23 protein-coding genes and 1 CRISPR repeat array are annotated in these 25,580 nt (G+C 42.7%); of the genes, 9 read left to right on the top strand and 14 right to left on the bottom strand.

Features of this window, described 5'->3' with window-relative positions:
* Nucleotides 1–66: 66 nt before the first annotated feature.
* The 5 genes from OCU30_RS16645 to OCU30_RS16665 form a co-directional block, all read right to left on the bottom strand.
* On the bottom strand, nt 67–741 hold the full coding sequence (locus OCU30_RS16645) for a gamma-glutamyl-gamma-aminobutyrate hydrolase family protein (RefSeq protein ID WP_077314849.1): 675 nt from the start codon (nt 739–741) through the stop codon (nt 67–69).
* Nucleotides 720–1,688, bottom strand: coding sequence for an amidoligase family protein (locus OCU30_RS16650; RefSeq protein WP_077314848.1), 969 nt, complete (start codon nt 1,686–1,688; stop codon nt 720–722). Before OCU30_RS16650 ends, OCU30_RS16645 begins: the two co-directional genes overlap by 22 nt.
* Before the next feature lie 213 nt (nt 1,689–1,901).
* Nucleotides 1,902–2,672 (bottom strand): ABC transporter ATP-binding protein, encoded by a 771-nt coding sequence (locus OCU30_RS16655; protein WP_077314847.1) that lies wholly within the window; start codon nt 2,670–2,672, stop codon nt 1,902–1,904.
* Nucleotides 2,672–3,742 carry a FecCD family ABC transporter permease gene (locus OCU30_RS16660; protein WP_077314846.1) on the bottom strand — a complete coding sequence of 357 codons (1,071 nt, stop codon included), beginning with the start codon at nt 3,740–3,742 and terminating at the stop codon, nt 2,672–2,674. Before OCU30_RS16660 ends, OCU30_RS16655 begins: the two co-directional genes overlap by 1 nt.
* A 9-nt stretch (nt 3,743–3,751) precedes the next feature.
* Nucleotides 3,752–4,900, bottom strand: a complete 1,149-nt coding sequence (locus tag OCU30_RS16665) for an ABC transporter substrate-binding protein (protein WP_077314845.1) — start codon at nt 4,898–4,900, stop codon at nt 3,752–3,754.
* A gap of 835 nt (nt 4,901–5,735) precedes the next feature.
* On the opposite strand from OCU30_RS16665, the gene OCU30_RS16670 reads away from it, so the two are divergent.
* From OCU30_RS16670 to OCU30_RS16685, 4 genes are all read left to right on the top strand, one after another.
* Complete coding sequence (locus OCU30_RS16670) at nt 5,736–6,839, top strand: ABC transporter ATP-binding protein (RefSeq protein ID WP_077314844.1); 1,104 nt, start codon at nt 5,736–5,738, stop codon at nt 6,837–6,839.
* On the top strand, nt 6,832–7,704 hold the full coding sequence (locus tag OCU30_RS16675) for a carbohydrate ABC transporter permease (protein WP_077314843.1): 873 nt from the start codon (nt 6,832–6,834) through the stop codon (nt 7,702–7,704). The genes OCU30_RS16670 and OCU30_RS16675 overlap by 8 nt, the downstream gene beginning before the upstream one ends.
* A 5-nt stretch (nt 7,705–7,709) precedes the next feature.
* On the top strand, nt 7,710–8,612 hold the full coding sequence (locus OCU30_RS16680) for a carbohydrate ABC transporter permease (RefSeq protein ID WP_077314842.1): 903 nt from the start codon (nt 7,710–7,712) through the stop codon (nt 8,610–8,612).
* A gap of 72 nt (nt 8,613–8,684) precedes the next feature.
* On the top strand, nt 8,685–9,995 hold the full coding sequence (locus OCU30_RS16685; protein WP_077314841.1) for an extracellular solute-binding protein: 1,311 nt from the start codon (nt 8,685–8,687) through the stop codon (nt 9,993–9,995).
* Nucleotides 9,996–10,444: 449 nt separating this feature from the next.
* A CRISPR array of direct repeats spans nt 10,445–10,713; the repeat unit is 29 nt; unit sequence TTTTCTAAGCTGCCTGTGCGGCAGTGAAC.
* A gap of 363 nt (nt 10,714–11,076) precedes the next feature.
* On the opposite strand, the gene OCU30_RS16690 is transcribed toward OCU30_RS16685, so the two are convergent.
* The gene (locus OCU30_RS16690; protein ID WP_077314840.1) at nt 11,077–12,120 is read right to left on the bottom strand and encodes a GMP reductase; all 1,044 of its coding nucleotides are present in this window, start codon (nt 12,118–12,120) and stop codon (nt 11,077–11,079) included.
* Nucleotides 12,121–12,690: 570 nt separating this feature from the next.
* On the opposite strand from OCU30_RS16690, the gene OCU30_RS16695 reads away from it, so the two are divergent.
* Nucleotides 12,691–13,686, top strand: coding sequence for a 2-hydroxyacid dehydrogenase (locus OCU30_RS16695; RefSeq protein ID WP_077314839.1), 996 nt, complete (start codon nt 12,691–12,693; stop codon nt 13,684–13,686).
* Between the two features lie 22 nt (nt 13,687–13,708).
* Here OCU30_RS16695 and OCU30_RS16700 read toward each other — a convergent pair whose 3' ends face one another.
* The 3 genes from OCU30_RS16700 to OCU30_RS16710 all read right to left on the bottom strand — a co-directional run bounded on the left by OCU30_RS16700 (nt 13,709) and on the right by OCU30_RS16710 (nt 16,723).
* Nucleotides 13,709–15,178, bottom strand: a complete 1,470-nt coding sequence (locus OCU30_RS16700) for a bifunctional ADP-dependent NAD(P)H-hydrate dehydratase/NAD(P)H-hydrate epimerase (protein WP_077314838.1) — start codon at nt 15,176–15,178, stop codon at nt 13,709–13,711.
* A gap of 88 nt (nt 15,179–15,266) precedes the next feature.
* The gene (locus OCU30_RS16705; protein ID WP_077314837.1) at nt 15,267–15,719 is read right to left on the bottom strand and encodes a PAS domain-containing protein; all 453 of its coding nucleotides are present in this window, start codon (nt 15,717–15,719) and stop codon (nt 15,267–15,269) included.
* Nucleotides 15,719–16,723, bottom strand: coding sequence for a response regulator (locus tag OCU30_RS16710; RefSeq protein WP_077314836.1), 1,005 nt, complete (start codon nt 16,721–16,723; stop codon nt 15,719–15,721). The genes OCU30_RS16705 and OCU30_RS16710 overlap by 1 nt, the downstream gene beginning before the upstream one ends.
* 427 nt (nt 16,724–17,150) lie before the next feature.
* Here OCU30_RS16710 and OCU30_RS16715 point away from each other — a divergent pair, with 427 nt between their 5' ends.
* Entirely contained in the window at nt 17,151–18,107 is a 957-nt protein-coding gene (locus OCU30_RS16715; RefSeq protein WP_077314835.1) for a hypothetical protein, read from the top strand.
* 105 nt (nt 18,108–18,212) lie between these two features.
* Here OCU30_RS16715 and OCU30_RS16720 read toward each other — a convergent pair whose 3' ends face one another.
* Nucleotides 18,213–18,608, bottom strand: coding sequence for an NADH:ubiquinone oxidoreductase (locus tag OCU30_RS16720; protein WP_077314834.1), 396 nt, complete (start codon nt 18,606–18,608; stop codon nt 18,213–18,215).
* A 234-nt stretch (nt 18,609–18,842) separates the two neighbouring features.
* Complete coding sequence (locus OCU30_RS16725; RefSeq protein ID WP_077314833.1) at nt 18,843–19,040, bottom strand: alternative ribosome-rescue factor A; 198 nt, start codon at nt 19,038–19,040, stop codon at nt 18,843–18,845.
* Nucleotides 19,041–19,409: 369 nt separating this feature from the next.
* Here OCU30_RS16725 and OCU30_RS16730 point away from each other — a divergent pair, with 369 nt between their 5' ends.
* Nucleotides 19,410–19,619 (top strand): cold-shock protein, encoded by a 210-nt coding sequence (locus tag OCU30_RS16730; RefSeq protein WP_077314832.1) that lies wholly within the window; start codon nt 19,410–19,412, stop codon nt 19,617–19,619.
* A gap of 178 nt (nt 19,620–19,797) precedes the next feature.
* Here OCU30_RS16730 and OCU30_RS16735 read toward each other — a convergent pair whose 3' ends face one another.
* Nucleotides 19,798–20,700, bottom strand: a complete 903-nt coding sequence (locus OCU30_RS16735) for a mechanosensitive ion channel family protein (RefSeq protein ID WP_077314831.1) — start codon at nt 20,698–20,700, stop codon at nt 19,798–19,800.
* A gap of 512 nt (nt 20,701–21,212) precedes the next feature.
* Here OCU30_RS16735 and OCU30_RS16740 point away from each other — a divergent pair.
* Together OCU30_RS16740 and OCU30_RS16745 are read left to right on the top strand one after the other, a co-directional pair.
* Entirely contained in the window at nt 21,213–21,878 is a 666-nt protein-coding gene (locus OCU30_RS16740) for a DsbA family oxidoreductase (RefSeq protein ID WP_159439145.1), read from the top strand.
* A 163-nt stretch (nt 21,879–22,041) separates the two neighbouring features.
* Entirely contained in the window at nt 22,042–23,049 is a 1,008-nt protein-coding gene (locus OCU30_RS16745) for an arabinan endo-1,5-alpha-L-arabinosidase (protein WP_077314829.1), read from the top strand.
* An 89-nt stretch (nt 23,050–23,138) separates the two neighbouring features.
* On the opposite strand, the gene OCU30_RS16750 is transcribed toward OCU30_RS16745, so the two are convergent.
* Together OCU30_RS16750 and OCU30_RS16755 are read right to left on the bottom strand one after the other, a co-directional pair.
* On the bottom strand, nt 23,139–23,339 hold the full coding sequence (locus OCU30_RS16750) for a restriction endonuclease subunit S domain-containing protein (protein ID WP_077314828.1): 201 nt from the start codon (nt 23,337–23,339) through the stop codon (nt 23,139–23,141).
* A 57-nt stretch (nt 23,340–23,396) separates the two neighbouring features.
* A complete protein-coding gene (locus OCU30_RS16755; RefSeq protein WP_077314827.1) occupies nt 23,397–25,313 on the bottom strand; it encodes a methyl-accepting chemotaxis protein in 1,917 nt (638 codons plus the stop codon).
* Between the last annotated feature and the right edge of the window lie 267 nt (nt 25,314–25,580).

Here is a 25,580-nt window from a genome sequence, read left to right on the forward strand (position 1 = left end):
ACGATTAAGGCGCAGTCGTGATGACAACAATCAGGTGCTACACAGCAAGGAAATCGGTATGGCACTTTACTGATTCTCATCGGATGAAGTGACTAACCAACGGAACAATGAAAACTGACTCGGTAAGTAAAAAAGATATTCTGGGTGCCATTGCACGCCAAAAATAGCCTTATCATCGGTACTTTCAATGGCTTGAACAAAGCTATCAAGATCGCGACCAACAATACGCAAACCATTCCCCACCTCTTTAATCGCTTGATGATGTAAGCTATTAACACGTAACTTAGGTTTACCACATACCGTAAATAACGTAGAGCTTCTATCTATGAACATTTGTTTGGTGGGCAATAATCCTGGACGATTATAGGTAAGATTACGTAACTTGGAGATGTCTTCATATAAGTTTCCGCCGCGAACCACATTCACAAGCTGCGATCCTCGGCATATCCCTAACACCGGAATATTGTGGTTTAATGCCCACTCTATCCACTGGATTTCGAGCTGATCTCGCTCCGGATCGAATTTATCTCTTTCCCCAAACGTTTCGCCATAATGTTCCGGATCAATATCATCGCCGCCGCCGATGATTAAGCCATCAAAACGGTTCCCAGACCACGGATGTTGAGTGCTAATCCGCTCAGGATGTGCACCGGCTAATTTCAATGCAAACCGAGTGCACCACCACGACGGAGACCAACGCCGATGACTTCCCGTTACCCCTATTCTTGGCTTTTTATCCATAGATTTATTTCCCTAATCCACTCACTTCGTTTGACGCCAATGACAGGCAAAGACATCTCTTTAAAACGACGAGATAAAAACGCCAATGCATCTGGATCGGCAGCCAAGACTTCGACCTTATGCCAAATATTCCATGAAGAGGCAAAGCTCCATCCGGTGTGTTCAATTAAGCAGTTAGGCAAGCGATAATGAAACGTTGGTCTGGCATTGACCTTACTATCCGTGATTACTTTTTTAACTTTATCTTCATTCACATACGCAAACAGCGGCAGCATATCTAAAGCCCGATTGCGGCTTGGGTTGTGCGCGAGGTAATCATCAATCAACTCATCCAAATCTTCATAGTTTTTGGCGAGAAGGCGCTCCACATAATCTTCTGAGTAAAGCTTGATATATGGGCTCATTTTACGCGCAAAATTGACTTCATGAGACTCATTAAGCCACCATTGGAGCAACCCAAAAGCACGTAAATACGCTTGGAACGTCGCCACATCTAGCGATGGAATTTCAGGGTTGATATGAACACCAAACGCCGCCACGACTGAATCATCGGTGCCTCTTGCCCCCGCTTCTCGCAGCGCGATAATGATCTCATCAAGCTTATCTAATTTATCTAATGGGAAGGGCGGGAATACGATTTCGAGAGGCACCACAGACAATGCCATCTGATGTAAGAACTCAACACGTTTGTGCCGATGGTCGTTCATTTTCGCTTCTAAAGCGGCATTTTTGAGAAACTCCCAATCGAGCTCTACTTTAAATTTACCATACTCTGAAGTGTGCAACTCATACTCAACTTCAGATTTTTGCTTGAGTTCGCCGCCAAATACATTGGACAAAATACTGGTGACATGGGTGAGTGTGAGTCCTGTAAATTCGATTTCAAATCCAACGTTGCGAACGTCATCAGTATCCGTCGTTTTTATAGGAGGAACGTTAAAAGCCATATTGCCTCCGATCTCTAAGAATGAACAGAATCGAAAAGTTTCTTCTTATTCCTATTGGTATCATAAACACCGATGAGAAATAAACAACAAACCCTATAACAATCGATTTGTTGTTTATTTATTGTCAAATTAGGCCACTCACCACCGTTTAGCGTACTTCACACTTTAACCCATCAAGGTCACGGCTTCAGTATGTGTCAATAATGAGCTCATCTATACCGACGAGAGCGGATGAATACTTCGAAATCCATCCGACCCAACAAACACCTCACAATTGACCCCATAACTTTTGGCAATTTGCTCGGACGTCAGCACCTCGTGGGTGTCTCCTGCGGCCGCAATATCGCCCGACTCTAAAATCATGGTTTGATCGGCAAAGCGATGCGCCAAATTTAAATCATGCAATACCATAATCGTATAAATATCATGCTCTTTGGTATAATCACGCACGACCTGTAGCAACTGTAGTTGATTCGATAAATCTAACGCAGATGTCGGCTCGTCTAACAATAATAGTTTAGGTTTATGAATTAAGGCTAATGCCAATGCTACCATTTGACGTTGTCCGCCTGACATTTCACTCAACATACGATCACTCAAATGCGCTAGGCCCAGCCTATCCAGCATTTCTTGAGCTAATACCAGACTTTCTGGCGAAGCACGAAAACTCATATTTTGGCTATTTTGCGCCAATAGAAGCAATTCAAACACACACAAGCGAACACTAGTAGAAGAAAAATCTTGTGCGACATAGCCAATGATTTGACTACGATCTTTGGCCGTCATGTCATTAATGGTCAAGCTATCCACTTTCGTCATGCCGGTTGATTTAACCAAGCCCGCTAATCCTTTCACCAGCGTCGATTTTCCTGCCCCGTTACGCCCTAATAGCGCCAGAGATTGACCTGCATCTAAATCAAAACTTACAGGTTTTAAAATCTCATTGCGACCAATCGTGACGGCTAATTGATTGACACTGAGCATTATCGTCTCCCCATGCTACGTCCGAAGACTAACCAAACGAAAAATGGCACTCCCAATAGCGATGTCACCATCCCAATAGGTAAAATCACGCCGGGAATCAGAAGTTTACTGATGATCGATGATACCGTCATAATTAATGCGCCAATAATCATCGTCATTAGCTGGGTGAAACGCTGATCTTCGCCGACGAGCATGCGCGCCACATGAGGCGCCACCAAGCCAATAAACCCAACCACACCAATGGTGGCGGTAATCGCACTCGCCAATAGCGCGGCAAAGACTAATAGCAACATACGTAAGCGAGCCACTGAAATACCAAGCACTTGTGCTTGCTCACCAAAACCGCGTAGTGCCGAAATTTGCCACGATAAAAACAGCAATATAGGCACAATGATAACCGTTATCGTGGTATTAATGCCCACTTGGGTCCATGTGCTCTTTTGCAGAGAACCCATCAGCCAGAATACAAGAGACTGCAGTTGGTCTACATCGGCCACATATTGCGCAAGCCCAAGTAACGCTGAAAACACGAAATGCACCGCTATACCAAGCATGACAATCATCTCGACCGACAAGCCTTTACGCGCAGAGAAAATCCCAATAAATAATACGGTCGCCAATGAAAACACAAACGCATTAGCGGTCAATAAATAGTCAACCGGAAGAAAGCTAAATAACGTCGTTTGAAAGACAATGACCAGCGCGGCACCAAACCCCGCGGCCGAAGAAATTCCCAAGGTAAATGGTTCTGCTAATGGGTTATCTAGCACGGTTTGCATTAATAACCCTGCCAATGCCAAACCAATACCGGAAATGACCGCGGTAATAGTCACTGGCATACGCAAATCCCACATGACGACCTGTACCATACGTGAGACACGCTCAGGATGAACCAGTGCTTCAAACGCCTGTGACCAAGGAAGCGTTCCTGAACCTGATAATAAATCAACAGCGATGGCGATTAAGGTTAAAACAAAACAGCCCGCTAACAGCACGACTTTACGACGAACATTACTTTTATAAACGTGATAACTGGGCACGTGGCCCAGTGTTTGAGAGACATCATTCATAGGAAATCGTTATTCCTTCGCGTGTGAAAATAACGTCAAGTGGTCATCACGCTTAATATCGGTGAAACGAGTTAAGATGGTTTGATACGTTTCTGTTGGGTCGATATTTTTAAATTGCTCTGGATAGAAATCTTTCGCTAGCCCTTCAATGGCAACGATATTGTAAGGATGGTTATAGAATTGGTGGTAAACACCGTATATACGCTGGTTTTTGTACGCCGCCATTTGTTTAAAACCGGGACGTGAAAGTAAGTGAGTGAACGATGTTTGTACACTTTGTTCTTTAACATCATACCCTAGTGGTAGGGCAATAGATTTACTCTTACCACGCCACTGACTGCCAGTCATCACATACACTTGTGGATCAAGCGCGAGAACTTTTTCCATCGCGACTACGCCCGTTGGGCCTTTCAGTAGCTCAGAACCTAAATTGTGACCGCCTGCGGCTTCAACTAAATCAGCCCAACCAAAATGATTATGGGTAAAGCAGCAATCATTCGCGCCTTTTAGTCCCGCATGAGCTTCAATAAATACGTTAGTACGCTTACCGCCTTGCATAGCAACCGCCGCTTTTACGCCTTCTTTAACATGCTTTAAATGAGCTTGGTAAAAATCGTAGTAAGCTTGACCGTTCGCTTCTTTGTTCAACACCTTGCCTAATAATTTAACGCTTGCTGGAGCATTTTTAATTGGATGCTCTGCCGTATCAATAAACAGTACTGGCACATCTAATTTTTTCAGTGTACGTATGACACCACCTTGCTCAAGCGCTGGCTTTGAACGCAATTCAGCAACGAGTAAATCAGGGCGATGCGTTAATACTTCTTCTAAATTTAACTCACCACTATCCCCAAAGTTCATATCAAGAATGTCGTTGCCTTTAGGCCATTGCTTGACTAAGCGTGTCCATAGACCCACATCATTTTTTTTCAGAATATTGTTCCACGCCACCACACGTTTAAATGGTGCATCTTTATCTAATACGGCGAGCATCATCGCATCGCGACCATCTTGTAACACTAAACGTTGTGGTTCAGAGTTAATTTTAACGTGTCGTCCGGCCATGTCTGTCACTGTAAGCGGGTATGTTGTGGCGTATGAGCACACAGAAAATAAACTGCTCAATACCACAACAAGACTGACTACTAAATTTCGCATGATTAACTTCCTTAAAAACAATCTCTTAGCTACATTGCCAATATAGATGCATCCTTGCATTATAAACGCAAATTGTTCTCATTCAAGCGCTGTTGTTCTTCTCTGAAAAATAAATTAATTCTTTGAATTAAATATAAATATCATAATTAAAACAGAGTTTTATTGATTGGCCTGGTGAATTATAACCATCATTAATACATGCGGTGGAAGCGGCATTAAACCATCAATAGATTCGTTCTATTGGCGGTTCGAAATGACCCTATATAGAAAAGAAGTCGCACTCTTCGATAATGACTCAACAGTCTCATGGATCGCCTCAATAAGGATGTCGAAACATTCAGGTCACGCTAGTGACGCTTGCTCTGAAAACTATCACTTTACAAGCTTTGGCCTAATTTACGCACCAACACACCAAAATACTAAGTAACCATAGATAAAACTTATCATTTGGCACCTTCAATGCCTGCACCCAAAGAACCCATATACTTTAGCCGTTTTTTCTTGGTTTTATAAAAACAAGAAACACCAGACATAACCCAGCAAATAGTATTCGCAAGTTATGACTTTCATTAGGTTTATAAGGCCAGTAGCAATTTAATCCATATTTAAGACAAAATCGTCATAAAATCATAGCAAGAGTTAATTTAAGTTCTTATCGCCGATGTGTGACTAAATACATAATTCCGAACACTTATTACCCTCTTTTTGTGAGGTATTGTACTTTTCTAAGCGAAACAGCTACTCAGATTAATAATATGAGTCATATGATAACCACCGGAACATTACTTAATTACTCGACACACCCTATAAAAGATAATAAAAAGGAAAACCGTTCATGGCATCTTCTATAGAGATTAAAAATTTAACTAAAGAATTTGGTGATACAACCGTCCTCAACGATATCTCTTTTAACATTAAACAAAATGAATTTGTCGTATTTTTAGGGCCATCTGGCTGCGGAAAATCAACTTTGCTGCGTATGATTGCTGGTCTTGAAAGCCTCTCAGATGGGGAGATTTGGATGGATGGGCATCGACTAGATACACTCGCTCCCGGTGAACGCGGTATCTCCATGGTCTTCCAAAGCTATGCGCTCTATCCCCATATGACCGTTGAAGGCAATATGACGTTTGGCCTTAAAAATATTGGGACACCTCCAAATGAAATCGCAACGCGTATTAAAGATGCCGCCCGAATTTTAGAAATTGAACATTTACTGGATCGCAAACCTGCGGAACTGTCTGGTGGTCAAAGACAGCGGGTTGCTATCGGTCGTGCGATTGTTCGCCAACCAAGCGCTTTTCTATTTGATGAACCTCTTTCTAACTTAGATGCTGCCTTGCGTAGCCGAACTCGCATCGAGCTTGCTGATCTGCACAATCGTGTGAACGCGACCATGATTTATGTTACGCACGACCAAATTGAAGCGATGACATTAGCGGATCGCATCGTGATATTAAACCAAAGTCACATTGAACAAATCGGCTCACCGATTGAAATTTACCGCTACCCTGCAAGTAAATTTGTGGCACGCTTTGTCGGCTCACCCGCAATGAATATATTGCCGGTTGATAAACTTGATCGTAATGACCCCTTCGCTACCGTACACATTAATCAAGTAAAACCCATCACATCGACCATTGAAACCGCAAAACTTCCTGACGATTCTCAATTTGAGATGGGCATTCGAGCTGAAGATATTTATATCACAGAAGATGAAGCCAAAGCTCACGCCAGCGGCGAAGTACAGTTTATTGAGCGTTTAGGCGATCGTACATTGGTACACGTGTTACTTGAAAATAAACATACCATCATTGTCGAAACATCAAGCAAACAAGAAGTTGAAAACCAACAGCGCGTCTCGATTAATTTTGATTTCGAAAATATGCACCTTTTTGACTCGAAAGAAAAAGCCTATCAAGGAGGACATCATGATTGAAGCTCGCTCAAATAAAGAGCGCTGGAGTAACATGCTGTTTATTGCTCCTTACATGTGCATCTTTATCGGTATGATTGCGGTTCCGCTGGTTTGGGGCATTGATCTCAGCTTCAAAAAAGTCGACCTATTTAGCCCTGGTCATTATGTCGGATGGAAAAACTATGAACGGTTATTCTCAAATGACATTTTTCTCCAAACCGTCGGTAACACATTCTACTTTGTTTTACTGACTGTTCCCGCATTAATTATCGTTGGGTTGCTTTTGGCGCTCGCACTAAACCGTCAAACGCGCACAGCAAATATCTTGCGAGGCATTTTCTTTGCGTCGACGATCCTTTCAGTAACAGTCGTCACCCTCATTTGGCGTATTATTTTTATTCCTAATGATGGCTTTATGTCGATGGTATTTAAAGCCTTTGATATGACGCCTATTCCGTTTTTATCGAGCCCCGATTGGGCCTTAGGCTCAATTGCGATTGCTACGATTTGGTGGTGCCTAGGCTTACCGATGATTTTGTTTACGGCTGCACTACAGCAGATACCGAAAGAATTGTACGAAGCTGCAGAACTCGATAACGCCAGTAAATGGGCAACGTTTAGAAGTATTACGTTCCCATCGATCACTCGCACCATCGTGCTGGTATTAATCATCCAGATCATTATGCAATTCCAATTGTTCGGACAAGCATTATTGATGACAAATGGCGGTCCAAATAACGCTTCACGCTCTATTGTCATGTTTATCTACGATGCGGGCTTCCGTCGCTGGGATATTGGTATGGCTGCTGCTGCCTCTCAAGTGTTATTTATTATTATCTTGATAGCCGCACTCGCCCAATTTGCCTTCAGCCGTAAGAAAGGGTAATCACAATGGATACAGTAAAAATGTCGACAAAAACCAATATCAAGGAAGATCAAGGCAAAGGTCGCTATAAAACGTTCCGCCCTGGGAGCCAAAAAGCGCTGAACCCTTGGTTGATTCTTACCATTATCTTCTCACTTTTAATGATTGCACCCTTCTTGTGGATGGTTGGGTTAAGTCTTAAAGATAACCAAGAATTGATGCTAGGTTCTGATGCAGTTTTTCACTTCCCATACACCTTAGAAAACTATGTAAACATCTTCCATAATTCGCTAGTTTTTCAATGGTTTATAAACAGCGTCATCGTGTCTCTATTTATGACACTTGGTGTACTTACTCTGTCATCACTGGCAGGCTATGCCTTTGCCCGTTTAGACTTTCCTCTGAAGAACGTCATTTTTGTCGTCGTTCTTATGGGGTTAGCCGTGCCAGAACAAGCGGTCATTATTGCTCGTCACCAAATATTCAGCCTTTTGCATCTACACAATACCTATGCTGGGCTTATTTTACCTGGGCTCTCTGCTCCGTTTGGAGTCTTTTTGATGACGCAATTTTTTAAAGCCATTCCCAAAGAAATTGATGAAGCGGCGATCATGGATAATGCCTCTAAATTCAAAATATTCTTTAAAGTGTTATTACCGTTAACGATACCAGCACAAGCGACGCTTGCGATATTAACGTTTTTAACATCATGGAACGATTACTTCTGGCCAATGATTTCGGCGACGGATAAATCGATGTATACCATCACTGTCGGGATTGCCTCTTCGCAAACTAACTTTGCGCAAACAGAAGGATTGGGATACTTAAGCTCTCAAGCCATCTTCTCGGCAATTCCAATTATCTTAGTTTACATCTTCTTCCAACGTCATATCGTAACCGCGGTTGCGGGCGGCGCAGTTAAACAATAAGGACATCTTTCTCACCCTACAAAGAGAAAGTTATTTTAATCAATAACATCAAAGAAACAGAAGGTTTATATAATGAAAACTAGAGTGAAAACATTAACGCTCGCCTTAAGCTGTCTGATGACCGCGGGAGCAGTACAAGCAAAAACAGAAATACAATTACAACGCTTCTTTGGTGCGTGTAACGCTGAGTACGGAAACTCAACCGACGTTGCTGACGCTTCGGGTGAATGTGGCATTATGACCACGCTACTGAATAAATTTCAAAAAGAAAACCCTGATATTGATTTGAAAGTATCGACTGTGGCATGGCCGGGCTACGACCAATTAACCGCACAAATGGCCGCTCGTACGCCACCAGATATTGTCACTATGCATGACTCAGTAATTTCAGATTATCAATCGCGCAAGTTGATTGTGCCTATTGATAAGTACCTGAAAGACGAAGGCATCAAGAAAAGCATCTTTACGCCAACGGCAACCCGTGGCGTTACCCGTGACGGACATTTTTATGGCCTACCTTTAGACACGTGGACGATGCTTTTCCACATTAATACCAAATTAATGGCCAAAGCAGGGTTAATGAAAGATGGCAAACCCGTGTTGCCTAATTCGCCAAAAGAACTACTTGAGCAAGCTCGTCAATTTAAAAAAGCGACGGGTAAACCTTACATGATCCAAAGTTTAAGTAATGAAACCGCAGCGTATGCACGTCTGTTTTATACGTATATGTTCCAACAAGACAGCGATTTCTTTGCTAACCCTAAGAAAGTGAAGTTAGTAACGCCTGAAGCTAAAAACGTCGTGAATCTATTCAAAACAATCTATGATGAAAACCTAACAACAAAACACATGGATTATCCAGCCACTGTTGCCGCATTTAGCCATGCTGAAGGTGGCATTCTGTTAAATGGTAACTGGTTGATTAGTGCTTACGATAAACAATCGAAAAACCCAAAAAGTCCACTATACCAATCGTATGATGCCGAACCTTATCCGTTCTTATACCATAAATCGAAATCGCACTTTGTGGACGGCCACGCTTGGGTAGTTCCGAATCAACAGCATTCAGAAGCCGAGCAAAAAGCCATCGGACGATTCTTTAAGTTCTTCAGCTCGCATGATTTTCAGTGGTCACGTACTGGACACTTACCAAGTGTCAGCTCTGTGTTGAAAACAAAAGAGTTCTTAGATCTGCCTCATCGTAAAGAAATCCTTTCGATTACCCAAACAGGTAAAGGCTTACCAAACGGTGTTAAACGTCAGTTTGCTGTGCAAGATATTATTGGTGAAGAGTTGGCTGCTGCCATCACGGGCGAAACTCCAGTAGAAGACGCTCTGCAATCGGCACAAGATCGCATCAACGATATGATGGCGAACCTGTAATTATCTCGCTTGCTTCATATACCTATAAAGCCATACTTCGGTATGGCTTTTTTATGAATATCTTTCCGCCAATGACTGTCACCAACGCATAAAATACAACCGTAAACCACATTATTTTTGTTTGAGAATCCATGCTTAGCTGCGGCTCATCAACACCTGTCTATTCTATCTAACTAAAAGATGCCTAAGAAATCGGTAGTGATTCAGCTGATTTTATTTACTTCGCTACAACTCACCGTTAGTCAAAATTACTCTGTTCAATAAACAAACTATTTAGCGATTTATCCACACTACCCAATCACCTCCTTAATAATGGATTCCGTGAGTGATAAGCTCAATTACGTGGCATGATAAATAAGAAACCTCCTCGCCGTACTTTACAACTTATTAGCTTCTCATTAGACGTAAAAAGCGCCCGATCATGGGCGCTTCATCTAGCATTACGAAATCTTTCTAAGCTACCTATGCGGCAGTGAACCATGGCGCGATATTGGATAGGTAAGAACCTATTTTCTAAGCTGCCTGTGCGGCAGTGAACGTCAAATTATTTTTTAAAAAAGTTTACGCGCTTTTCTAAGCTGCCTGTGCGGCAGTGAACCGACACGTCGAGCGGATACGGCAGGGTGTTTTTTTCTAAGCTGCCTGTGCGGCAGTGAACTTTACGTCAATTGCTATTCTGACTTACTTGGCTTTCTAAGCTGCCTGTGCGGCAGTGAACTAGAATAATATAGCACAAAAATGTCTAATACCAATCGCTTAACAGTAAAACCCTAGTTTGACCCTTTTTTTGAGATAATTTTTAAGTAACTGTTTTTATTGATTTTTATACATAGATAAAAATAAAGGGTCTGTCGCGTGATTCGCCGTTATAACAACAAAGCGGGGATGGGAAGTGGATTCAAGGCGAGCGCTAAGAGGTTCTCCCCCTTACGTGGGGAGTAAAAAGGTAAGCTTCAGCACTAAAGTCGTCACAGTTAACTTTGAATCTCAACTACGTCAGTAGACGACACTGACATTTGTGATGTAAAAAAGCCGCTAAAAGCGGCTTTTGATGATTTTCATATTACGAGGCTCAGTTGAGCTATTCTTTGCCGTACACGTTGTTTTCTTGCTCTTGTACACGGATGAAGGTGGTGCGTTTGGTAAGCTCTTTTAAGTGCTCGGCGCCAACGTAGGTGCAGGTTGAACGCACGCCGCCAAGTACATCTTGGATGGTGTTTTCGACACTGCCACGGTATGGCAATACCACGGTTTTTCCTTCCGCCGCGCGGTATTTGGCAACACCGCCGGAGTGTTTAGCCATCGCTGACTCAGACGACATCCCATAAAATTTCATGAAGGTTTTACCGTCTTTCTCAACTAGCTCGCCACCAGATTCGGTATGCGCTGCAAGCATACCGCCGAGCATCACAAAGTCAGCGCCGCCGCCAAACGCTTTAGATACATCACCTGGGCACGCGCAACCGCCATCACCGATAATGCGGCCACCAAGGCCATGCGCCGCATCGGCACATTCAATAATCGCTGACAACTGTGGGTAACCCACACCGGTTTTCACTCGCGTGGTACACACAGAGCCTGGGCCGATGCCGACTTTAACAATGTCAGCACCCGCAAGAATCAGCTCTTCGACCATATCACCCGTGACCACGTTACCCGCTGAAATCACTTTATCAGGAAAGGCAGCGCGAACGCGCTCAACAAATTCTACTAAGTGCTCAGAGTAACCGTTGGCAATATCAATACACACGAAGATAAGTTCATCGCTCAGTGCTAAGATTTGTTGGATTTTATCAAAGTCGCGATCCGAAGTGCCGGTTGAAACCATCACTTTATTTAAGGTGTTAGCATCGGCTTGCTTAACAAAGTCCGCCCACTGCTCCACCGTGTAGTGTTTGTGCACCGCCGTCATTACATTGTGCGCAGCCAATGCTGTCGCCATGTCAAAAGTACCGACAGAATCCATATTCGCGGCAATAACAGGTACACCAGACCATTGACGACCGCTGTGTTTGAATGTAAACTCGCGGGTTAAATTTACTTGAGAACGACTTTTAAGGGTAGAACGTTTCGGGCGAAACAGGACATCTTTAAAACCTAACTTAAGTTCTTGTTCGATACGCATTGTGCAATTCCTAGTCTGATTAACTACAGTGTCCCGCATAGTGCTTCGTGATTACGTTGGCAGACGTAAAAACTTTTCGGACACAAAAAAACCGGAGCGTTGGCAGACGCTCCGGTTTTCAGCATTATAGGCTCAGTTTTATTTCTCACAAGACTGATATTTGAAAAATTTTTGTGATACCATCAGCAAGAAAGCATACCCTGATCTTTCCTTTTCGATAAAACGTAAAAATATACTAAAAATCAATAGCTTAACATATAGCGCTTATTGGCTTTATTGTTAGCAAGAGCCGTATATTTTAGTAACAAGCCTTCCCTAATATGAATTTGTGACATTTATCACGCAAAATATCTTTATTTTACCCTGAAAAAAGCCTCTCGCTCGCTCATTTTTCATACAAAAACACCAAGAAAATTAATATCCCTAACCACACGGGGTTTATTTTTGCATTAAATCACTATATACCACTTAAAGCTTGGCATGATTTGCATACATTACGCCATCCAGAATACCCGATAACTCATTGTCAGTATCGATGTGAGTCGTCCTGTAGTCACTTAAGGAGATCAAATGATCAACGTTACCTTTTTTAGCGCGAAATCTTATGACCAATCGTCGTTTAATCAACTCGCCCATTCAGACGAATTTTGCCTGTCTTTTCATGATTTTCGACTCACAAAAAAAACCGCAAAAATGGCTCATGACTGTCAAGTAGTGTGCGCTTTTGTCAATGATGAATTGGACGCGGATGTGCTCGAACAGCTACACAAAGGTGGCACTCAGCTTATTGCAATGCGTTGCGCTGGGTTTGATAAGGTCGATTTAGACAAAGCACGTCAATTAGGCATGCAAGTCGTGCGTGTCCCAGCCTACTCTCCAGAAGCCGTTGCCGAACATGCCATTGGCCTGATGATGTGCCTTAATCGTCGCTACCATAAAGCGTATCAACGCACCCGTGAAGCGAACTTCAACCTTGAAGGTTTGGTCGGATTTAACTTCCATGGCAAGACCGCTGGCGTGATTGGTACAGGTAAAATTGGCGTCGCTGCGATTCGGATTTTACGAGGTTTAGGGATGCGTGTGTTGTGCTATGACCCATTTGAAAACCCAGATGCCCTAGCATTGGGGGCAGAATACATCGCTCTTGATGAGCTCTATGCACAATCTGATATTATCAGTTTGCATTGCCCACTCACGAAAAACAACCAACACTTACTCGACAAATCAGCTTTTGAAAAAATGAAAGATGGCGTCATGATCATCAACACCAGTCGCGGAGGATTGCTCGATTCCGTTGCCGCCATTGAAGCTCTAAAACAAGGACGGATTGGCTCGTTAGGCTTAGATGTATACGACAACGAAAAAGATCTGTTCTTTCAAGATAAATCCAATGATGTCATTACTGACGATGTGTTTAGACGTTTATCTTCATGCCATAATGTGTTGTTTACTGGGCATCAGGCGTTTTTAACCGAGGACGCTCTACACAATATTGCACAGACGACGTTAACCAGTATCCGCGCATTTATGACAGGCGAGCGCTCAGGCAATGAGTTAATTGACTAATGCACTCTCCCATGGCGTACCGCTAATTAACGAATTGACGTAAATGAGCAATTAAGTCACTCGCGAGTAAGCCTCTTTCCCCCTGTAATGCGGCGTCTTTATCCGCCGCGTTACTATGGATCCATACGCCAACTTGCGCAGCACTAAACAGGTCTAACCCTTGCGCCACCAGCGATGTGATTACCCCGGTAAGAACATCGCCCATGCCACCTGTTGCCATGCCCGGATTCCCCGCTGTACACACTAAGAGCTGCTCACCATCGTATACCAAAGTGCCTGCGCCTTTTAATACAATCACCCCTCCGTAACGTTCGTGCAATGAACGTACAGCTTTAAAACGATCCGCTTCGACAAACGCCACACTGGCACCTAGCAAGCGCGCCGCTTCCGCAGGATGTGGCGTCATAATACGGTTATCATCGTAATGAGGAGTGTGCGCTAAGAAAAACAATGCATCAGCGTCCATCACTTTGGGTTGTGCTCGTTCGGCCACGCAATCAAACCAATACTTGCCAGTTTCACCTTTTCCCAAACCTGGCCCGATACCAATCACGTGACACCAATCTAATCGAGACTTGGCGACATCAGACTGCCAGTCGATACTCATCACTTCCGGTATCGTAGTTAGTAGTGGCATGACGTTATGCCCATGCAAAGCCACCGCCGTTAAGCCACTGCCAACTCGCGCACACGCTTGCGCCGCTAACAGCATAGCGCCGCCCATACCGATGTCCCCTCCCACTAGCAATGTTTTGCCATGCGAACCTTTATGGGCACACGCCTCACGTTTGGGTAAATGTTCATGTACGCAACGCGCTTCGATTGCTTGCATTGACGGCTCGTTTTGTTCATCAAATACATCCGAGACACCAAGCCCCGCAAAGTGCAACTGGCCAGTATATTCACGCGCTTGCCCGGTTACCAAACCTTGCTTCATTCCGATAAAACTGATGGTGTGACTCGCCCGCACCGCTACCCCAAGTACGGCCCCGGTGTCGGCATTCAATCCAGAAGGAATATCGATAGACACGACCGGTTTTTGACTCTGATTAATGATATTAATCAGCCCATACGTGGGTTCGCGTACCTCACCACTTAGTCCGATACCAAGCAAACCATCAATGATGAGATCCACATCGTCAGGAATTTCATCATCAAAGGGGTACACCTCACCACCTTTATCGACCCATTGATAATAAGCACGTAAAGCATCACCTTGTAGATCATCAGGGTTGCTTGAATGCCAAACCGTGACTCGTTGGCCCATATTTTTTGCCACATTAGCCACAATGTAACCATCGCCACCATTATTTCCTCCGCCACAACAAATCAACCAATGCTGTGAGGTTGGGTATTGCGCAAGCGCGACAGTAAATACGGCTTGCCCGGCTCTTTCCATTAAAGCAAACATCGGTAAGCTTTTCATCTGAGCAGATGAAGCTTCACCCTTTTTGACTTGCTGCGCAGTATAAAAGCGACTTGGGAGAGGCATATGACCACCTATAAAAAACGGAAAATGACAGACACTATGTAACTAAATGGACACCATGCTAAATGTTTTTTGACGATAATTCTTTGGGTTAGCGATTATTTTCTTTCACCATTAATGAAGCGAGCGCTTCTGATGTTGCATCTTCAATGGATAAAAATAATGACTTAACCTGCCCTGTCGGGTTTCGCATCGGGTTCAAAGTAATATTTTGATACATGAAATCGGCTTGTTGAGTAATAGGCCGAACATTTCGGCATTTGAACAAATACGGGCGTTGTTGCCAGGTAATAAAGCTACGACATCCTAAGTCATAAACAGGTTTAGCTTTGAGACGAAACCAATGCTCAGGAATTTCAGGAAACACTTCAAATAAGGTTTTACCAATCACATCACCTGCTTGTTTGCCACTGTGATGAGTCATAAATCCGTTCCACACTTGAATAGTAAAGTCTTTATCTAATACCACTAGACCCATATCGACATTCTGTACCATATCGACCATCCAGTGAAATTGTTCAAATTCTGCCGGCATTGAAAGCATTAAAAATCCTCCATTAGATAAGACAACTTATCATCTAGTAACGGTAGCGATTCATCCACAAACATAAAGAGTAAATCACAGCGGATCGACGTTTGATCAATGTTATAGCTGACTTCAAACGTCATGGTTTTTGAAAAAGAACCCGTGGTTGATTTAATGATGTTATCGATCGATATATGTTGTCCAAGTAATACCGGAGAACTTTGGAAAAAACGCACTTCCGCTTGTTGACCTAGACCATTGAGAAAAGAGCCAACCAAAATATTGGAGACATCCATCAGCAATTCCAGCTCTTGCAGTTCTTCACTCTCCGCTGGCACCTGCATTAACTGTTTTAAGTCTGACACACTAGAATCACTGAGTAACACCAATGCCTCGCCCGCGATACCTTCGCCGCTGAAGCCTTGACATACCCCTGAGACTTGGTCGTTATCGGCCAAGTCACGCAGCGCCATGTGCAGTTCACTCACTTCAAAAATATTCACGTTCGGCAGCGGTAAATGCACAAACACATCAAAATGGCGCGCTAACGCATCCGCTGCCCGTCCGATCGACACGTTCGCCACTTCCATGTAAATATCACGACGCTTCAAAATCGGTAATTCAAGTGTCGTGGGGGTTACGATTTGTGTTTGCTGAGGTGGGTTAATCACCTCTTTAAGCACAAGATTCAGTGTGCTTTTATCGAGTGGTTTTTGAATGAAAGCTTTGGCGCCGAGCGCTAATACGCGTTCTTTGGCTTTAGGCTGAATATCGCCTGAAACCACCACGACAGGGGTTTCAATACCACGCTTTTTGAGCTCTTCTAATGTGCCATATCCATCGAGCTCTGGCATGGTGAGATCCAAAAACATCAATTTAAACTCTTTTTGTTCAAATTGCTCTAACGCATCCACCCCGTGAACTGCAAACGTAATATCGGCGTTCAACGAAGCGGGTAAGGAACGTGCCATTTGTTTTCTAACTAATGCGGAATCATCGCAAATGAGGACGGGGAAAGACATGCCACCACCTTATGGTCATCTATGGTTAAGAAATAATACACCACAACCTACTAAATTAGCAGGTTAACACACAAAAACACCCATTTTTTCATAAACTTATATCGACAAGATTTATAACAATATTTTGAATTAACTAAGCTATTATCAGGTAGTCTCTCAATTATGCAGAGCAGGCGCATTTCTAAACATAGATGACCCATAACCAAAATGCCTTGTTATGGGACAATAATCTGACATCTATCACGGCTCACCCATCAAGCTCACAACCATCTCATTGACGAAAAAAACAAAATATTGCTAAGTTAACCAAAGGAAAGAACGAACAAGGAGAATCCTATGAAAAAATATAATCAGCGCATCCACTCACCACTTAGATTCATCATTCGCGCTCAGCGCGCTTTTTTTCATATAAAAAGGATTCTACACCGTGAACCAACTTTCACAGCAAACCATCACATCATTCGTCGACGCTGACTTACAAAGCTATGATTTAAATACACTGCCAATTAACCCTGCCCAAGCACATCAATGGCTACAAGGCGAATTTCTGGACGAGTGGCATGAACTCAATCAACCCAAGGTAATGCAAGCACGACATGACTATTTTAATATAGAAAATACCACACCCGACGACTATCAAGAGTATTGTATTGCCTTAAGTCAAACACAATCGATTATCTGTGGCATTCGCCATAAAGGGGGGAATCCACATCAACCGTTTATTCAGGTACGCCCCAATTTTGTGATAGAGCATACCCAGCAACTGGCGGCTATACAGGCGGCCACTGATGATCTGTTTCGTGCATTTCACCCACAACACTTGGTCTTTTGGCGCTCAGCACCATTACCTCAATGCCACATTGAAGCGCAATATGTGGTAGCGCACGCCAACACTATTATCGCTCAATTAGCATGGCCGCAAGAAAGCGACATACAACTGAAAACCGTTGAAGATAATGATTATTATGCTTGGTATGATGCTATCTACCGTCAGTTTCATCTTGACACCCCGTCATTGAAGGATCGCGTCCAACAAAACTCAGTCGACGAGTTTGCAGAAGCTCAGCAGCAAGGTTTGCTGTACTTCATTTATTTTAAGCAACAGAGAGTCGGGCTCATTTCTGCGCAAAGGGATGAGTTACTCGGTCATCCTGGTGTGTACTTTAATGAAATATTGCTGGATAAGCCTTGGCGAGGACTTGGTCTCGCTAAAGCCGCGCAAAGGCAATTTATTGTCCAAAATGTCTCTAAAAACGATGTGGTTTGGGGAACAATTAATACAGGCAACATTCCCTCAATTCACACCGCTTATGCCAATCAACGTCGCAGTATTCGTTATGAGTGCTTTTATCCAATCAATAGGCGTGATGGTGACGTGTTCTAACACACTGCTGCACAAACCATTATGGATAACAAGAACCAACGAGGATAAGAAAAAGGCGTCACTGAATCAGTGACGCCTTGTTTATTTTGAGCTATGCCGCACCGGCTATGACACATTTGTGGGTGTGGCACTGTCCGCATTTTGCATCGAGTGACGCACTGAGAGCTTAATACTCGTCATGTATTCTTGATAACGAAACCACAAATAGGTCGCAACGATTGAAAAGAATAAATAGGACAGCGCGAACACGAAGGGAGATGACATTAAGTTTGCAGACACCCCCCACATAACGCCGACCACGGTCACCGTGATTTTGGCAAATAAACCACACATCAATAATGCGAGCGCTAATTGTGGGAATTTCGAGCTACGGAATGCAAACCAGTGGCAACAACCGACCGCCAAACTTGATACACCTAAGCCCAATAAAAAGGCACCAATATGATCAGCAGCCAAGACCCCAGCCAACAATGACACCATTAAAATAATGAAATATTTCATAACAGTCACCTAACCGCTCGTGAAAAAAGGAAAATAAAAGGTTTATTCACACTAACGTTAAGACCTGGTTAACTTAATTTTACTAGCTGTGACATGGAATACCAACATAAAGTGGTATAGAAACTGTGACAATTTATGTCTATGTGGGGAAGTGAGAGCGTTAGCATGGATGAGGATAATCTAACAAAAAGCAGCAGATAAACCTTGGTTCAAAACCTTATGCAAAAATAACGTTTACGCTACTTTTGCATAAGGCTCTGTCCCACTATGTTTTGCTTTACGTACGTAGCTACCTTTGCCTTTTTTCGCTTTCTCTACACGGGTTTTAAATATTTTACTGGTCACTAGTGCTTTTAACGCATTATCTTGGATTTGACCACGTCCCCACTCTAAACCAACACTGTCCGTGCTAGTGGTGCTCTTCTTACTCATGACTTATACCTATTTTCGTTAAAGATGACATTTCATCGCAGTGAATATTCGCGTTTCATAGGCAATTGTCAATAGCTAGCTCACTTATTTTATGTGGGTATCAGCAAACCATTACACTAAATATGTAACCGAACACAAACTTTTACAGTTAATACCGCGGTATAAGTACCCAATTAGACAAGATATTATTGACAACTGTTCTGATTACTCTAGACTCATCAGCAGCTAGAAAAAAAGTTCTTTGTATACACATTGTTTCGTTGGATTACTTGTAACTCCCCCGTCGTGTCGTACGCAATAGCAATTTACTTTTCCACGCTATGGGCGCCGTGATAGGCCAACATTTAAAAATTATTTAGGATATATACTATGTCTACTCCAGTTACTGGTACTGTAAAATGGTTCAACGAAACTAAAGGCTTCGGTTTCATCAAACAAGAAAACGGCCCAGACGTTTTCGCACACTTCAGCGCTATCCAAGGTGACGGTTTCCGTACTCTTGCTGAAGGTCAACAAGTTGAGTTCGTTATTACTCAAGGCCAAAAAGGCCCTCAAGCTGAAAGCATCAAAGTAGTATAATCTAGTTTTACTTTTTGATTTCTTAAAATAGCCAGCGCAAGCTGGCTATTTTTTTATCTTCAATTTAATGAAATTAGGATGCGCCTCAAATATCGATGGTATGTATCAATGCCTGACGTTCAAAACCACCCATCCTTAGATCACACCTACCCAGCTCGCTAAGTTTGCATGTCACTGCCTACTTTGTTGGTTCTTCTTCCTCAACCGGTAACTCGGGTAGCGGCGTATACTTGGCATGTTCAACCAAACCTGGAAATGCCTCTGAAAATAACACCATAAAATCATGACGAATCAGTTGTTCAAAGTGATTAGCACGTTCTGTTGGGCAAAAAACACGGACATGCAATTGTTGCTCACCTGCCGTATGGCTAAAAATTTCAATATGCGGCTCAGAACTCGGTAAATCTATCCCTGAGTGTTTTTCAATCATGCTGTTGTAACGACGTGCAACGTCAATGAAATGGGCAAAGTGCACATCAATACATGCTTGCAAATGTGGAATAAGCGGATATAAATTAACAAAATGCGGCACGATCATTGTAAAGTTATGAAACACGTAGCGCTTCATAAAGTTTAAATTCTTCACTGGGTAAGCAAAAAACATACTATTGGGTAACGTCGCCGTTTTACCCGTATAGTGATACTGCCCATGTAATAAGTCGATTTCTTGAATCACGGTCGCCATAATATTGTGTTCGATGACCTCGCCACTCAACTGACCGACTTCTATCCAGTCCCCAATTCGAAATGAGCGAGAACTGGCGCGCTGAATTGAGCCGGTAAAACACAAAATAATTTCTTTCGAGGCGACAACGATAGCAACAGCAATCGCTGTTACTGATAACGCAAAATTACTGATTTCTGATTGCCACAATACGAATAAAATCAGTAAGGTTCCCGCAAAAATGCCATTTTTAGTTCGTGACATCCACGCTCGTTGGTCATCACTCAGAAATGCCACATCACCTCGAATAAGGTTTAGCAAAGTCCGTCTAGTAAACCAAATCACTAATAAAATTAGCGATGTAAACAATAGCTTGTGTGCCATTAAAAAGTCATATGCGGTGTAAATGTTTTCCATTAAAGCCTCTAAAACTCTCATCGTTTCGTTAATGTACTTGAGAATACAGGCAAACTCTCAAATTGAATCCTAAGAAATATATTGCCCGTGGAATTTCCATACTGTCGATTATCAAGCGTCTAATGATTAATAAATCGCAATGATCAGAGAAGTGGGTAAGTATAGTCAATCACTATAAGATGGCGCGGATTGTATCACTATTATTAGAAGTGTCATGGCTTTCATGTCGTTATCTGAAAAGATTGTATGATTTTTTATTGCAAAGCGCTTTACCGCTAATAAAGACACAAAACTGGCGGTCAGAAACCTTAACCACCTCATGTATATTAACTTCCAATTTCAGTAACAACTTCGCGACTCATCACACCCTAACAGAAACACTATAGAAACCGATAACCACAATCATTATGCTAAGAGAACGATATACGAAGTACGTAACATTGTGCGGTGTCAAAACGATAACCATGCAACCAAGAGCTGTCAGTAATGACATGAGCAGAAGGATTGCTTCTATGGCGCGATTTTTACAGATTGATTGGGTGATTGATCTCGTTTGTCCATGGAGCTTTATTGGTTACCAAAAACTCGAGCAAGTCTTAGCACAGTTAGACGATGATATTCACATCGACTTTCATTGGCACCCGTTTGAAATTAATCCGAGCTTGCCAAGCGGTGGTCATGGCTTGGTCGCTCACTTGATGCAGAAATATAATCTTAGCGCATTAGCCGCACAAACTTGCTTGCAACGTGCAACCCAACATAGCCAACCACTGCCCATACCTTTCTCTCTTGATAGCGACACACACATCTATAATACAAGAAAGGCTCATCAACTATTGTTGTGGGCTGCAAAATATAACAAGCAAGCGGCATTAGCGCGCGAGTTATATCATGCTTACTTTGTTCAACATCTTCCCTTAGATGACAGCCAAGTATTGCTCACTATCGTGTCTCACGTTGGTTTAAATCGCCAAGAGGCGGCCATAGTTCTAGCGGATGATAATTGGAGCCAGGCGGTGATTAATATTGAGACGCAATGGATAAAAGCAGGTATTGATGCCGTCCCAACGATGATCATTAACCGTTCAGAGATTGTGTCTGGGGAGTTTGATAGTGCCACGCTTGGCAAAACATTGACCGATGCGGTTAGTCAATATTTGCTAAATACCCGACATTAATCGCTAACTTTCCTGCTTTTTGCACTTCATCACAATGCATTGATTTCAAATAAAAATATTTAACATTGGCAACATAGATCTCAATTCAAATTCTTGAAAAGCCTTAACATAACGGCCTCTGTAACCCCCTACTACACCATAAAAATAATGAGGAAACTTACCGATGAAACCATCTAGAAAGTGGTTAGTGTCAGCATGTGTAATTGGCGCTCTAAGCTCAGTGAGTGCAATCAGTCAAGCCAAGCAAGTTGAAGTGCATGATCCTGTGATGGCGAAAGAGGGCGACACTTATTATGTCTTTAGTACCGGCCCTGGGATCCCGTATTACTCATCAAAAGATATGGAGCACTGGAAAAAAGCAGGAAAGGTATTTAAAACTGAACCTAAATGGGCACGACGCGTTGCACCAGACTTTGATGGTCATTTATGGGCTCCAGATGTTATCCATCATAACGGTAAATTTTACGCCTTTTATTCTGTGTCTGCGTTTGGTCAAAACACCTCTGGTATTGGCGTCAGTATCAATAAAACCCTTGATCCCAATTCAAAAGACTATCAATGGGTAGATCAAGGTATTGTTCTAGAATCTGTCCCTAATCGTGATAATTGGAATGCGATTGATCCCGCGGTAACCTTTGATGATGATGGCACACCATGGATGAGCTTTGGCTCTTTCTGGGGGGGATTGAAATTAGTCAAACTGGATCCAAGCTTGACGCGTATTGCCGAGCCTGAAGAATGGTATAACTTAGCGCATCGGGATCCTAAAGAGAGCCCTCCGGATGCCATTGAAGCACCATTTATCTTTAAGAAAAATGGCTATTACTATCTCTTTGCCTCTTTCGACTTATGTTGTCGTAAAATGGACAGCACTTATAACATTCGTGTTGCCCGTAGTAAGGACATCAAAGGCCCTTACTTAGATAAAGACGGCAAATCTATGATGGACGGCGGCGGCTCGTTGGTTTTAAAAGGCAATAAAAACTGGGTAGCGCTCGGACATAATGGTGCGTACACCTTTAATGGCAAAGATTACTTAGTATTCCACGCCTATGAAACCGCCGATAATGGCATGCAAAAGTTACGTATCCTAAAAATGGGATGGAAAAACGATTGGCCAACCGTGAATCCAAAAGATCTCGACCGTAATACCACTGAATTAGTACGCTAATAACGTGAAGTCGATGAATCATAAAAAAAGCTGCGTATGAACGCAGCTTTTTTATTGAGTGCTGTAAATCTTTCCGCTATAAGCAAATCTTAATGCACTGGGGCATCGGTATCTGCAGAGAACTTACCAAAGTAATGCTCTAGAATTTCCGGAGTTAACTCCCCTTTTTCTTCTAGGCGTTTTAGCTCAGCAACAATGGCTTGTTGCTCTTCTAACGTTGGTAATTTTTCTTCCTCTTCACCAATACTCTCTTGCGAAATTTGTGCTAGTTCTTGTTCAAAATCACTCATAACTATAACCCTATCCGTATGTTTGTCAGGGAGTTTATCCAACTCCCTGAATGCTGACTAGAGTTTAAATGTTCCCACTGTGCGATCAAGACGTGCAGACAATTCTTTTAGCGAAATACTGGCATCAGCTAATTGTTCAGCCGTTGTTGTGGTTTCTTCGTTGATAGAATTAATCTCTTCGATATTTTGATTAATGGTATGTACTACGGTTGATTGCTCTTCCGTTGCCGTTGCCACCTGAATATTACGATCTGAAATTTCATGAATACGCGTGGATATTAACTGCAATACTTCAGCGGTTTCATCCGATGCTGCCACACCATCACGCGAAACCAGTTTACCGGCTTCCATCGCTTCAACCGCATCTTTGGCATCTGATTGTAGTTGGGTAATCATTTTCTGAATTTCATCGGTAGACGTTGCAGTACGCCCAGCTAAGTTACGAACTTCATCGGCAACCACCGCAAAACCTCGTCCTTGTTCACCAGCACGTGCAGCTTCAATCGCCGCATTGAGGGCCAGTAAGTTGGTTTGCTCTGAAATACCACGAATTACCTCAAGAATAGTACCAATCTCAATCGTCGTTGACGCGAGTTTCTCAACCACAACTCCGGTACTTTCAATATCGGTTGATAAGCGTCCAATCACTTCTTTAGCACGGCCAACGACTTCAGTACCAGACACAGTATCTGATGTGGCTTGGTTGGCGCTTTCAGCAGCGGTCGATGCGTTCGAGGCAATCTCACTGATCGTTGCGCCCATCTCATTAATTGCGGTCACCACTTGCAGCGTTTGGTCACGTTGAACTTGACTATTATCATGCGTATGTGACGCTTTCTCCGCGACACTCAGTGCCGCTTTCTGTAATTCATTACTGGTTTCGGCCACTTCACGAATCGAGAGATGAATTTTTTCAACAAAGCTATTGAACCCTTTAGAAAGTTGCGCTATTTCGTCTTGTGTTTCAATAGTAATGCGCTGGGACAGATCTCCTTCTCCTTTGCCTAAATCGGTAAAGCGCTTAGCTAATTGGCGAATAGGGTTCACAATACTGTTACCGAGCCAAATACCACCCAGAATAAAGACAATAGCAACAATGATGGTGGAGAAGATTAAACGATGAGTTACCGCATCCATGTCAGCAAAGATCTCGGCTTTTGGGACCACACCGACCACAAACCAATCCATGCTTTTTACATACAAGCTGGAGACAAACATATCTTCACCATCATGCTCGGTTTCGATCAAATTAAAGCCTGTTTTCTGTAGTAATGTACTCGCACCATTGCCATAAAGTTGACTTAACGTGTCACCCACTTTGCTCTTAGTACGGTGAATTTTCACTTTACCTTGCGCATCAGCTAAGTATACGTAGCCAGTCTTCTGGATCTGGAAACTGTTTAAGAAGTTAACCATGTCATCCATAGACTTAGACACGCCCGATAACGTGCCGTCACTCACTGATTGGTAGTTAACAAACATTTTGACCGTGCCATCTTTCTCTTGGAAAATGCTCACTAAATTCTTTTGATTGGAGTTGACGAAGTTGTAAAACCAGCTATCTTGCTGGTGATTTAAACGGCGTAAAAAACCGTCTTGGTTCCAATAGTCACCGGTGTCACGATTGGCAACCGAGGCATCATTTAAGCCATACTGCTTAACGACATTTTGTAACTCTTGAACCAATACTTTTTGATCATCATCACTTATCGGATCGCTTTTGACCGCTTTCTTAACATATTCACTACTCGAAAGCTGCTCTGCCGTATTTTGTAAAGTGAGGACTTGATCATTCACTTTATCGCTGATTTCTTTTAGCATCGAAGGCAACTCAACATCGATAAGACGATGGCGTAACACATCGTGAGTCTCACGCTGAGCAATAAATCCCAAAACCATGGTTGACGCCAGCACAGCTAACGTCATGCCGATGATCACTTTCTGCTTTATACTTATTCGATTGAATAGAAACATTCTTTGCCCCTAGGCTGCTAGTTTTCTTCGTATCATTATAACAATCACTAAGTATTCCCACCGATTTTATGAGAACTCTCATAAACGCCAGTGTAAAATTTAGTAAAAGAAGCGGATTGTATATTAATCGTATGCGAATGTTTATCCTTCTTAAGGGTAAGAATATAATACAACCGATTACATTATGATTTTTTTTGTTATGCTCCGTTATTAAGATGAAAACGGAACTTTTTTAGGTTCTATCGCACTAATAGATGAATAAACTCA

The sequence above is a fragment of the Vibrio palustris genome, from assembly GCF_024346995.1.
GTDB lineage: Bacteria > Pseudomonadota > Gammaproteobacteria > Enterobacterales > Vibrionaceae > Vibrio > Vibrio palustris.